11 protein-coding genes are annotated in these 12,209 nt (G+C 35.2%); 6 read left to right on the top strand and 5 right to left on the bottom strand.

Annotated elements, in window-relative coordinates; translation table 11 throughout:
- Positions 1 to 103: 103 nt before the first annotated feature.
- The gene (locus DM444_RS19830; protein ID WP_111290159.1) at positions 104 to 349 is read right to left on the bottom strand and encodes a hypothetical protein; all 246 of its coding nucleotides are present in this window, start codon (positions 347 to 349) and stop codon (positions 104 to 106) included.
- Positions 350 to 579: 230 nt separating this feature from the next.
- Between DM444_RS19830 and DM444_RS19825 the strand changes: the two genes are divergently transcribed.
- Positions 580 to 1,485 (top strand): helix-turn-helix domain-containing protein, encoded by a 906-nt coding sequence (locus DM444_RS19825; RefSeq protein WP_111289857.1) that lies wholly within the window; start codon positions 580 to 582, stop codon positions 1,483 to 1,485.
- Positions 1,486 to 1,561: 76 nt separating this feature from the next.
- Positions 1,562 to 2,398 (top strand): SDR family NAD(P)-dependent oxidoreductase, encoded by an 837-nt coding sequence (locus tag DM444_RS19820; RefSeq protein WP_111289855.1) that lies wholly within the window; start codon positions 1,562 to 1,564, stop codon positions 2,396 to 2,398.
- Between the two features lie 94 nt (positions 2,399 to 2,492).
- On the opposite strand, the gene DM444_RS19815 is transcribed toward DM444_RS19820, so the two are convergent.
- The 3 genes from DM444_RS19815 to mnmE all read right to left on the bottom strand — a co-directional run bounded on the left by DM444_RS19815 (position 2,493) and on the right by mnmE (position 5,873).
- On the bottom strand, positions 2,493 to 3,635 hold the full coding sequence (locus DM444_RS19815) for a site-specific integrase (protein WP_111289853.1): 1,143 nt from the start codon (positions 3,633 to 3,635) through the stop codon (positions 2,493 to 2,495).
- A complete protein-coding gene (locus DM444_RS19810) occupies positions 3,628 to 4,197 on the bottom strand; it encodes a helix-turn-helix domain-containing protein (RefSeq protein ID WP_111289851.1) in 570 nt (189 codons plus the stop codon). The genes DM444_RS19815 and DM444_RS19810 overlap by 8 nt, the downstream gene beginning before the upstream one ends.
- A 275-nt stretch (positions 4,198 to 4,472) precedes the next feature.
- A complete protein-coding gene (gene mnmE / locus DM444_RS19805; protein ID WP_111289849.1) occupies positions 4,473 to 5,873 on the bottom strand; it encodes a tRNA uridine-5-carboxymethylaminomethyl(34) synthesis GTPase MnmE in 1,401 nt (466 codons plus the stop codon).
- A gap of 182 nt (positions 5,874 to 6,055) precedes the next feature.
- Here mnmE and DM444_RS19800 point away from each other — a divergent pair, with 182 nt between their 5' ends.
- Both DM444_RS19800 and DM444_RS19795 read left to right on the top strand, forming a co-directional pair.
- The gene (locus DM444_RS19800) at positions 6,056 to 6,889 is read left to right on the top strand and encodes a universal stress protein (RefSeq protein ID WP_111289847.1); all 834 of its coding nucleotides are present in this window, start codon (positions 6,056 to 6,058) and stop codon (positions 6,887 to 6,889) included.
- A 62-nt stretch (positions 6,890 to 6,951) separates the two neighbouring features.
- Positions 6,952 to 8,724: a MutS-related protein gene (locus DM444_RS19795; protein ID WP_111289845.1), complete on the top strand. Its 1,773-nt coding sequence runs from the start codon at positions 6,952 to 6,954 to the stop codon at positions 8,722 to 8,724.
- A gap of 187 nt (positions 8,725 to 8,911) precedes the next feature.
- On the opposite strand, the gene DM444_RS19790 is transcribed toward DM444_RS19795, so the two are convergent.
- Positions 8,912 to 10,516 carry a Na+/H+ antiporter gene (locus tag DM444_RS19790; protein WP_111289843.1) on the bottom strand — a complete coding sequence of 535 codons (1,605 nt, stop codon included), beginning with the start codon at positions 10,514 to 10,516 and terminating at the stop codon, positions 8,912 to 8,914.
- 188 nt (positions 10,517 to 10,704) lie between these two features.
- Here DM444_RS19790 and ribB point away from each other — a divergent pair, with 188 nt between their 5' ends.
- Together ribB and DM444_RS19780 are read left to right on the top strand one after the other, a co-directional pair.
- Positions 10,705 to 11,367: a 3,4-dihydroxy-2-butanone-4-phosphate synthase gene (gene ribB, locus DM444_RS19785; RefSeq protein ID WP_111289841.1), complete on the top strand. Its 663-nt coding sequence runs from the start codon at positions 10,705 to 10,707 to the stop codon at positions 11,365 to 11,367.
- Between the two features lie 187 nt (positions 11,368 to 11,554).
- Entirely contained in the window at positions 11,555 to 12,127 is a 573-nt protein-coding gene (locus DM444_RS19780) for a Crp/Fnr family transcriptional regulator (protein WP_204251697.1), read from the top strand.
- Positions 12,128 to 12,209: the final 82 nt, after the last annotated feature.

Below are 12,209 nucleotides of genomic sequence, written 5' to 3'. Positions count from 1 at the left end.
GTTCTGCTATATGATGCCCATTAGAGCAGAGAATTTAAAACTGATTTTATAAAGCATAATGCCTCTATCCTCTTATGTGAAAGCGCATTCAAAGGAATCATTGTTATTTAAGTGTGATTGTGTCCGCTAGGTTCTCCTGATTGATAAAAGCGGCTATATACTCCTGCACTTCATTTCGCTTTTCAGAAGAAGTTTCAAAAGTATTGATATGAAATTCTTCATCCTGATCCACTATATGAATAATCTCGGTATAGCCTTTTGATATCAGGCTGCCTTTAAGCTTTAGAACGGTATGCTGCTGGCGGGCATCCAAATCTTTTCTCACTTTTAATTGTATCGCTTTTTCCATTGTGAAAGATCTGCTGGTTTGCTGTTTGGTCAAACCAAATATACATAATTTGATTAAAGCCTGCCACCGCATAAATGTTAAAAAGACAGGGCCCTCCAAAGCCTATGGATCCGCGCTTCCAGGCTTATTTTCCAGCACATGGCTTTCTTGGCTTAAAATAAAACTTAAAAGTCCGCAAAAGAAGCCGGTTTTACAGCAAAAAGTTTGAAATTTGCAAAATACATTCGCATATGGTAAAATCAGCAGAATCGCTCGAAGAATTTTACGGGCATAAATTCAGCGGTCTATCACAGAATCTGGCCAGACACGCTGGACAGTTTAATGTTTTTAGAATTGAAGACCGCATTCAGTCCAATACAGTTTCCGCCTCGTATATCCGCAGGGATTTTTTTAAAATCATGCTGTATTCGGGCACTAATAATTTTCATTACGGCGATCGGACCATAAGCGTTGAGGGCAGTACGCTCCTGTTTTTCAATCCTAGGGTGCCATACACTTACGATTCGCTTGAACCGGAAACCACAGGATGCTTTTGCGTATTCAAAGAAGATTTTTTCCAGGAAAGCTTTCGTATCAATCTAAGCGAGCTCCCCCTTTTTTCCGTTGGATTTTATCCCGTTTTCAAACTCAGTGACCAGCAGCATGCAGAGATCGGTGCCATTTTTGAAAAGGTAATTGCAGCCTTTGAAAAGGATTATATCTATAAGTTTGAATTGATTAAAAGCTATGTCAGTGAGCTGATTTATCTGGCGCTGCAGCTGCGGCCTGCCAGTGAAATTTTAGGGCATATTGACGCCGGCTCCAGAATTACATCTGCATTTATGGAGCTTCTTGAGAGGCAGTTCCCTATTGAATCTGCTTCCCAGCGTTTTACCCTGAGATCTCCCAAAGCCATAGCCGACAAGCTTTCTGTTCATGTCAATTATCTCAATCGGGCAATCAAAAAAACTACGGGACGCACTACTACAGATCATATTTTCGAAAGGCTTGCGGCCGAAGCAAAAGCCCTGCTTAAATATACTGATTGGAGTATCGGAGAAATTAGTTATGCTCTGGGTTTTGAAGACCAGGCGCATTTTAACAACTTTTTCAAGAAGCAGACAAATACCAATCCCTCTTCTATCAGAAAGGTTTGAATTTGACAAAAAATGGTTCTGTTTTAACAAAACTGCGCTGAATATCGGCCATAACTTTGCCTCAAAATAAAAAATTATGAGCACAACTAAAGTATGGTATATTACGGGAGCTTCTAAAGGCATGGGAAGGGCGATAACAAAACAGCTGCTGTCTAAAGGCCACAGCGTTGCGGCCACTTCAAGAACGGCGGACGCATTGGAGCAGTTCGAAGAATATGGAGACAGGTTTCTGGCATTGGAGGTCGATTTAAAAAGCGAACGGTCTATTGCGCTTTCGTTAAAAAAAACAATTGAAAAGTTTGGCCGGGCAGATGTAATTGTGAATAATGCAGGTTATGGTTTAGGAGGCGCACTGGAAGAAATTACCTCTGAAGAAATGGCAGAAAATTTCGAGGTGAATTTTTTTGCTGCCGTAAGGGTCATCCAAAATGCACTGCCCTACCTCAGGGAACAGCGTTCAGGGCATATCATTAACATTTCCTCAATAGCGGGTTTCGCACCGGGATTGGGATGGCCAGTGTACTGCGCAGCAAAATCTGCACTAAGCGGATTGTCCGAAGCGCTCGCAAATGATCTAAAACCCCTTGGACTGCATGTCACAAATGTTTTGCCGGGCTGGTTCAGGACAAATTTTGCAAAACCTGATTCAATCGCCTACAATAAAAACCAGATGCAGGAGTATGGATATCTGCGCGAATATCATGAGAAAATGAACAGCATGGACGGCATGCAGCTAGGAAATCCCGACCAGATCGCAGATGTTTTTTTACAGCTGGCCGCGAGCCAGAACCCTCCAGTAAACTTATTTTTAGGTAGCGATTCTTTCAACAGGGCAAAAAATAAGATCGAGCAGCTGAATCAGGAGATGTCGGACTGGAAAACTCTTTCTGTATCCACAGACTTCCAATACTAGTGAAGCTTAGCTTATCTGTCTGTTCTTTACCGCATAACTAAAAAACGCCTCACTTGCAAAAAGGAGGCGTTCAAATTTCATAAGCACTTTCAATTTATTGGATGGAAATTCTGTTAGCAGCGTCTCTTTTCTTCTGATCAATCACTTTTGCATAAATCTGGGTCGTTTTTACGCTCTTATGCCCAAGCATTTTTGAAATGGTAAAAATATCTGTTCCTGCTGTCAGCTGCAATGTGGCATAAGTATGCCTAAAGCAGTGGAAAGTAATATGCTTGCTTATTCCTGATAGTGCCACCCATACCGGAAGCGCGCGGTCAACATCCCATTTGTTTAAACCTTTAAATACCTTCTCATTTTCTCCTTTTCTCTTTCCCAAAAGCTCAAAAGCCTCATCAGAAATAGGAATGGACACTGCCCCTTCCGTTTTCTTCTGCCTGAATATGATATAATGGCCGTCATTCTCAATGTAATGCAGTTCGGACCAGGTCAGCTTGGCAATATCGGAATATCTTACACCTGTAAGAACCGAAAACATTGAAATCTTACGTACAGTCAGATTAGGGCAGGGTGTTGCAAAAAGCGTGCGCGTTTCTTCAAGAGTCATAAAATTCCGCTGTGATTCCATTTCCTTTATTGATCCTATCTTGGCATTGATATCCGTTTTCAGCTTATCCTCTCTATAAGCAGCCTTCAGGGTTGTCTTAATCTTGTTATAATAGGAAAGGGCTGTATTTCGTGACAGCTGCTTTTTATTCTTTCTCAAGCTTTTAGCTTTTAAAAGATAATCCCTGAAATCTTCAATTAAAGAAACCGTCACCTCATTAAATGCTAGATCCTTCCCTTTTAGGAAGGCTTCAAAATGGGTAATAGCACAGGTCCAGATTGACAGATTGTTGCCGACTTTTTTGGCGCCTAATTTTTTATAATACTCAAGAAAAGATTCCCTTCCAACCTCCTGTATTGCTAATTGTTCTTTCTCAAATGCAGAATAGATTTCACTTTTATTGATTTCATTCTGTTTTCTTGCCCTTATAAGTTCAGCAGTGTGGAGATTCTCAGCATTAGCGGCTTTCTCGTACTGATTTGCAGGCTTCTGGTAAAGATACAGCTTCAAAAATTCTCGTCTCGAGAAACTGTTCGTTTTCGAATCCCAGTATGGAGGATAATAATCAAGATATAAGGATAATCGTCCTCCTGAAATCGCTTTCTTTCTAAGTGTGATAATACTTTTATTCATGATCAATACTTTTTAAATAAATATCCAGATCCTTTTTCTGCACATAAGTAAATTTGCCGGATGCATACTTGCGTATGCTGTGCTTTTTAATTAAAAAGTACAGCCCGGTCTGGCTTATGCCGTAAAGTTCCTGTGCCTGCGTTATGGTACAGCACTCATTTAAATCTAAAATCTGAGGTTCAGCAGCCGGCTTGACTGCAGCTGCTTCATTGACTGCAAACAGAGCTTGGATGCTCTTTGTGCTGACAAAATTCCGTCTGCCCAGTTTTACTGTTTCTACATCCTTTCTCTCGATCATTCTGTAGAGTGTTCTTCTGCTTATTCCAAAAAACAGGACGCAGTTATTTATGCTTAAATATTCCCTTTTTTTGACAGCCTCAAAATCCAGCATCCGAATCCTTTCAGTTTCCTTATTGCTGATATCAACTATCTTGTGCCTGGTAATTAATTTATAGTTCTTACTCGAGCATTTTAGGGAGCAGAACTTGGTTTTGGTCGTTTTTGCCGTAAATTCTTCGTTGCAGAATTGGCAGATTCTTGTAATTCGCATGTTTGAACTCATAATTTTTCAATTTTTTAGTTATGTGCCCTACATTGTCCATTAAATCCTCTTTTGATGTGTCATTATGTGCCATAAGGTGCCAAAGTGTGCCAAAATTTCCCCTTATCATTAATTTTTGTTTGTACCTCGAAATTCGAGGTACAACTGGGGTACAAATCTGAGCAAAACAACACCCAAATATTCCAAAAAACAACCCAATAAAAAAAGAGCCAAAATGTTAATTACCAACATTTTAGCTCTTTTTGTTATTTTTATTTTGTATTTTTTTGTCCCCTCTACTTGCCAATGCAAAAATTAGCGAATATATTCCCCAGCAATTCGTCATTAGAAACTTGACCAGTTATAAGACCAAATTGGTATAAAGCTTCACGAATATCAAGCGCCATTAAATCACTTGAAAGTCCAGATTCTAAACCAAATTTCACTTTCTGAATTTCATCTAAAGCTTTTAATAATGAATCATAATGTCTTGTATTGGTTACAATAGTTTCATTGTTTCGAAGTGCACCAGTATTTACAAAAGACAATAATTCATTTTTTAAATCTTCTACTCCTATTTTTTCTTTCGCAGAAATTAATAGCAGTTTTGCATTTAAATTTTCTAACTGATTCGTAATATTTGCTACTTCATCATTAGAAAGGATATCTCTTTTATTTACTACAATAATTAGAGGTTTTAGCGGGTATTTATTCTTGATTTGTTCAATTTCATTTACAAACTCAGAACTTGAAGTTTGGAATTTCAATCCATCAAATAAATAAATCACAACTTGAGCCTGATCAATTTTTTCGAAAGTTTTCTTGATTCCAATGCTTTCTACGACATCTTTTGTATCACGAATTCCGGCCGTATCAATAAATCTAAATCCGATTCCGCCAATTACCAATTCGTCTTCAATTGTATCGCGTGTTGTTCCCGCAATGTCAGAAACAATCGCGCGCTCTTCGTTTAATAAGGCGTTTAATAAAGTCGATTTTCCTACATTTGGTTCACCAACAATCGCAACAGGAATTCCGTTTTTAATTACATTTCCAACAGCAAATGAATCAATAAGACGTTTTAAAACAAACTCAATTCGGTTTAATAATTCATGAAATTGCGTTCTATCTGCAAATTCTACATCTTCTTCTGCAAAGTCTAATTCTAATTCAATTAAAGAAGCAAAATTTAATAGTTCTTCTCGCAATTTTGCAATTTCATTACTGAATCCGCCTCGCATTTGCTGCATTGCAATTTGGTGAGAAGCTTCATTGTCTGACGAAATCAAATCGGCAACTGCTTCTGCTTGCGATAAATCTAATTTTCCGTTTAAGAAAGCTCTTAACGTAAATTCACCTGCATCGGCCATTCTACAGCCATTTCGAAGTAACAGCTGAATAATCTGCTGTTGAATATAAGTTGATCCGTGACACGAAATTTCGATCGTATCTTCTCCTGTATATGAATTTGGACCTTTAAATACCGACACTAAAACTTCGTCTAAAGTTTTACTTCCATCTACAATATGACCTAAATGTAACGTATGCGTTTTCTGTTTGGTTAAATCTTTGTTTTTAATAGATCTAAAAACCGAATTACCAATTGTAATAGCTTCAGCTCCCGAAATACGAATTATGGCGATAGCTCCAGCTCCAGATGGTGTGGCTAAAGCAACTATAGAATCTTGATTTATCATGCTGCAAAGGTATAAAAAAAGCCTTAATTTCTTTTCTGAACTGAGAGGTGCTCAATTCTCGTAAAAAATCTGTAAATTAGTTATAGTTAAGAAATCATTAAGTGTTAAAATACTGATAATTATCAGGTTGTTTTCCTTACATAATAAGTAAATTTGAGAGACAAACCTTAATCCTAAATACGATGAAAAAGATATTATTCCCTACCGATTTCTCTGATGCTGCTACAAACGCATTTGTCCACGCTTTAGAATTTGCTAAAGTTGTAAAAGCTGAATTAATCTTGCTTCATACATTTGAGATTCCTGTTTACGACAGCCAATTCTTTCCAGAGAATTATGCTGCGATATATAGTTCAATAGAATTAGCAAAATTTGAAATGTTCAAGGATGAAATTCCAAAACTGCGCGCTATCGCTGCCGAGCGAAAATTAGAAGATATCGTAATAAAACACCGACTAATGGATGGTGATCTTATTTATAACCTTAAAAATGCGGTTGAAGAAGATAACGTTGATTTTGTAATTATGGGTACAAACGGTGCTTCTGACTGGACAAAATTTTTTACGGGATCAAATACCAATTCTGTAATATCTGGCGTAGAAGTTCCTGTTTTATGTGTGCCTGTTGATGCCAAATACAAAAAAATCAAAACGATCGGATTTACTACACGCTATCGCGAAAAAGATAAAAAAGAGCTGAAAAAAATCTTGAAGATAGCTAAGAAAACAGATGCAAAGGTTAAAAGTTTATATGTAAGAACATCCAATTCTGACGTTTCGGATGCTACTATAAAAGAATGGGAAAAAGAATTTGCAGATGAAAACGTAGAGTTTTTGGTTCTGCCAAGTGATGATGTAAAAGAAACCATTCTTGATTTTGTTCTTTACAAAGACATCGATATTTTGACAACTATCACACACAAACGTTCTTTCTTTGAAAGTTTATTTGATTCTAGTTTTAGTAAAAAAATATCAAAAGAAGTCCAAATTCCAGTTTTGGTTATGCACGAAGATTAACTGTTCTTATGAATAATTTTGTAACTTAAAAGCTATATTTGTATTTCAAGCAAATTATTAGAATGAAAGCATATCAGGACAACGTTACAAAACATTCAGAATTATATCATAAAACCAACAAAAAATATAATAGCATAAGCCTTTTGAGGTTATTGAGTATTTTTATGTTTTTGCTTTTTATGTTTTACTACATCAAAACAAACGAAATACTTTATGTCATTTTAGCTGTTTTATCTTTTGCTGGTTTTATTGTTTTAATGAGAATACATTCTAAACTGGCTTTTCAAAAACTATTGGCTGAAACGCTTTTAAAAATTAATAAAAATGAAATAGCTTTTCTAAAAAGAGAAAAAACACCCTTTGAAAATGGAGTTGAATTTATCGATTTTCATCATCCGTATGCTTACGATTTGGATATTTTTGGAGAGCATTCTTTATTCCAAAACCTAAACAGAACGGCTTCTTTTATTGGGAAAAAAACTCTAGCAGAGTTATTGCTTGATACGCTACCTGAAGCTAAAATTTTAGAGAATCAGGAAGCAGTAAACGAATTAAAAAGTAAAATCGATTGGAGACAGGAATTTCAGGCTTTGGCCATCATTAGTCAAGATTCCAAACAATCTTATGAAGCAATAAAGCATTGGACTTCTTTTACAAATAATTCATTACCTAAAGCTTTAGTTGCATTATCATTTATTCTCCCAGTAACATTTTTTGGATTTTTGGCTGCTTATTTTATTACATCAAAAACCATTATACTTTCTTATTTAACATATGTCTTTATTGCCAATTTGATTGTTTTAGGAAGAGCTGTAAAAAGAATTCAATCGGAAATAGCAAAAGCAGATAATGTCGCTAACATCATAAAACAATATAGTTTATTAATTAAAAAAATTGAAAGCGAATCTTTCCAGTCGAAAAAGTTACTTCATTTACAAGAACAATTAAATTTCAAGAATGCAAAAGCGAGTCAGCATTTAAAACAGCTTTCTGAGTTATTTTCAAGAATGGATACGATAAATAACTTTGTAACAGCCACTTTATTCAACGGAACATTTTTATTCAATCTGCATGTTTTAAAAGCGTTATTAAAGTGGAAAGAAGATTATGCTTCAGAAATGAACCATTGGGTTTCTATTATTGGAGAAATTGAAGCTCTAAACAGTTTAGCAAATTTAGCTTACAACAATCCAGATTTTGTTTTCCCTGAAATCAATTCTGAATATAAAATTGAATTTAAAAATCTAAGCCATCCTTTATTAAATCCTGTAACAAGAATTGGAAATGACACTCAGTTTTATCCGCAATCTTTCGTGATTCTGACTGGATCCAATATGTCTGGAAAAAGTACATTTTTAAGAAGCTTAGGAATCAATATGGTTCTTGGCGGAATTGGTTCAGTTGTTTGTGCATCAGAAGCTAAGATTCATCCACTTCCAGTTTTAGTTTCAATGCGATTGTCAGATTCTTTATCTGATTCAGAATCTTACTTTTTTGCTGAAATTAAACGTTTAAAACAGATCATGGATGCGCTTGAAAATCAGCCTGCTTTTGTTTTATTAGATGAGATTTTAAGAGGTACAAATTCTGATGACAAACGAAACGGAACAATTGAAGTCGTTAAGAAAATAATTTCTAAAAAAGCTATTGGTGCAATCGCAACTCACGACATTGAAGTTTGCCTTACTACTAACGAATATCCTGAAATCTTAATCAATCAATGCTTCGAAGTTGAGATTCAAAACAACGATTTACATTTCGATTACAAACTCAGAAACGGAATCTGTAAAAACAAAAGCGCAACATTCTTAATGCAAAAAATGAACGTAATTTAATGGTGAATTGTTAATGGTTAATGGTGAATTGTTGATGGTGAATTGTTGATGGTTGATGGTGAATTAAAAAAAAAGCACAAGACAACTTTATTGAGCTTTGTCAAAGTTTAAAACTTTGACAAAGCTTTTTCTTTTTTGAAAACCATCAACAATCAACCATAAACAATTCACCATTAACAATTCACAATTAATTCTCCTCGTACATTTCCATCCACAAACGGGTTTCTTCTAAATCTAGTTCTTTTTCTATTTTACGGAAGATTTCTTCGTTTACAGAACCTAGTTTATGCATCGATTCTAATTTTGCTCTTTCTACATTTAACAGATCAATTTGAATTTTAGTGAAATCATTGAAAATTTCACCGCCAAGAAGTTTACCATTTCCAAAGAAATTAGCAGGAAGTTCTGTCTTTTGCAGACGGTTGAATTTTACTTCGTATTTGCTTTTTATGTTGTGAAGCAATTCATCATTCAATAATGAGAAATTATCTTCAATATGGGCAATAGTTTCTGAGACAATAACATTTCTAATATTATATTCTTCTGCAAGAATCGAATAACGTTCAATTTTCAACTTCTTGATCAACCACGGAAGCGTAAGACCTTGTATAACCAAAGTTGAAAGTATAACACAAAAAACCAAGTATATAATTAAATTTCGAAGCGGAAATTCTTCTGTTTTATTCAACATTAACGGAAGTGCCAAAGCTGCAGCCATAGAAACCACTCCACGCATTCCAGACCAGCCAAAAATGATCATATTTCGATAATCGAAAGTTTCCTTTTCTCGAATCTTTTTACTAATCATTCTCGGAATAATTGTCGCTGGAATAACCCATAAAAAGCGAACTAAAATCACCACTATACTGATAACTGCTCCCCAAATAAATAAAGAATTTCCAGAGTAATTACTAATTCCTGCAATAATTTGTCTCAATTGAAGTCCTATTAAAATAAAAATCAAACCGTTTAGAATGTTGTTTAAAACATCCCAAATTGTATTGGTCATAATTCGGCTTTCATGAGAAAAAATAGTTCCTGATCTCGCCGCCAGAAAAAGACCTGTTGTCACAACAGCCAAAACTCCCGAGCCTTCAAAATGTTCTGCAATTAAATAAGATGCAAATGGCGTTAATAAGGTCAGTGTTACCTCAATAATATCATCGCAAACAAATCTTTTATGAATATAGAACATTATGTAACCAACAGCTAAACCTATTGCGATACCAAGAACTGACATCAGCACAAAATTTAATCCTGCCTGCCATAAAACAAAATTTCCTGCTGTAATTGCTGTAAGAGCATATTTATATGCAACAAGACCGCTTGCATCATTTACCAAACTTTCTCCCTCAAGAATCGCAATTAATCTTGGATTAAGTCCCAAACCTTTTGTAATCGCTGTTGCAGAAACCGCATCTGGTGGAGAAACAATAGCGCCAAGTAAAAAAGCTAACGGCCAAGAAATATCATCAATAAGCCAATGCGCCGCTACAGCAACCAATCCTGTTGTAAAAAAAACCAAACCAACCGCTGCTAATGTTATCGGTCGGATCGTTTGCTTAAAGTCTGACCAACTTGTATGCCACGCTGCGTGATATAAAAGCGGCGGAAGAAATATAATAAATACTATTTCTGGGCTTAAAGCAATTACTGGAAGTCCTGGAACAACACTAATTACAACGCCACATAAAACAAGAACAATAGGAATTGGAAAATTATATCTTTTGCTAACAAGACTAAGAAAAGCAACTCCAAAAAGCAGCATTATAATAACGGTAATATTCTCCATGTGAGATGGTATTTATTGGATTTTGGATTATAGATTTTGGGTACTAAATTAAGATTTTATGGCAACTAAATTAGATAAACAATAAAAAAATAGAATACTGATTTATTGACTTATGTCAAACTTTTTGGTTTCAAACAACTTTAGATTTGCTTTTTAGTTTCTTCAAAATAAGTTTAAAATATATCAAAATGATAAGTACAGAAATAAGTCCGTTATTGCAATTTGGACTAACCAGCAAAGATCGTGTTGAAAATGCCCTAGAACAGCTTAAAAGCGGAAAAGGTGTCTTAGTAACCGATGATGAAAATAGAGAAAACGAAGGCGATCTTATTTTTTCTGCCCAATATATGAACGTTCAAGATATGGCTTTAATGATTCGTGAATGCAGCGGAATTGTTTGTCTTTGTTTAACTAACGAAAAAGCGGATAAATTAGAACTTCCATACATGGTAAAAGAAAATACCAGCAGTTTTCAAACTCCGTTTACTATTACTATTGAAGCTAAAAACGGAGTGACGACTGGAGTTTCTGCAAAAGATCGAATTACGACCATAAAAACAGCAATTGCAACAAATGCAAAACCAGAAGATTTAGCAAAACCTGGACACATTTTTCCTCTAAGAGCAAACAATAATGGCGTTTTAGGAAGAAATGGTCATACAGAAGGAAGTATCGATTTAATGAAATTGGCGGGTTTGCAACCTGAAGCCGTTCTTTGCGAATTGATGAACGAAGACGGCAGCATGGCGAAACTAGACAAAATCATTAGCTTTGCACAAGAACACGATTTGGTGGTTTTATCTATAGAAGATATTATCTATTACCGCAAATTCGTTAGAGATTATAAATAGTCCGTTTGACCAAATTATTCTTAACACATAGAAACATAGCTTTTAGGATTCTGCATAAGGCCTTTCACTTTTAATAAAACACATAGAGTTATGTGTTTTATTTTAATCTTAAACAAAAGCAACAAAACCTATGTTTCTATGTGTTAAAACTAAATTTTATTCATTTCCACGGGTATTGCAAATAAATATGATATACGAACAGCTTGGCAATTCCATTCGAAAAAGCATTAACGTTTCTGATGAAGATTTAGAAACCATTCTCTCCTATTTTAAACTTATCAAAAAAGGAAAAAACGATATTTTACTTGCACAAGGTCAAATCAGTCAGGAGACTTTTTTTGTTGCAAAAGGCTGTCTGCGCATCTTTTTTATAAATGAAGAAGGAAAAGACGTAACTCGATATATTGCTTTTGAAAATCAGTTTGCTACAGCTTTAGTTAGTTTTATAACTAAAATGCCAGCTCTCGAAAACATTCAGGTTGTCGAGAAATCAGAATTGCTATCTATATCTCATGAAGATTTTAATCATTTGATGAAAATTATTCCACAATGGAGAGAGTTTTACAGCAATTATTTGGAAAAAGCGTATGTAAATAATGCCAATCGTTTAATGTCATTTACCACTATGGATGCTTTGGAAAGGTACAATCAGCTTTTGAAAATAAATCCTGCAATTGTAAAACGGCTTCCTAATAAAATTGTGGCTTCTTATATCAATATTTCTCAGGAAACTTTAAGTCGGTTGAAGTCTAAGACTTAAGTTTAGTTTGATTGTGGAGTTACTTGTGGAGATATCTCCTTCGTCGACATGACAAAACTATCTGGAAAATCTTTGTGGATTT

This window comes from Flavobacterium ginsenosidimutans, from assembly GCF_003254625.1.
GTDB classification, from domain to species: Bacteria; Bacteroidota; Bacteroidia; order Flavobacteriales; family Flavobacteriaceae; genus Flavobacterium; species Flavobacterium ginsenosidimutans.
The sequence above is the reverse complement of the archived record's forward strand: the minus strand, read 5'-3'. Positions and strand labels throughout refer to the sequence as shown.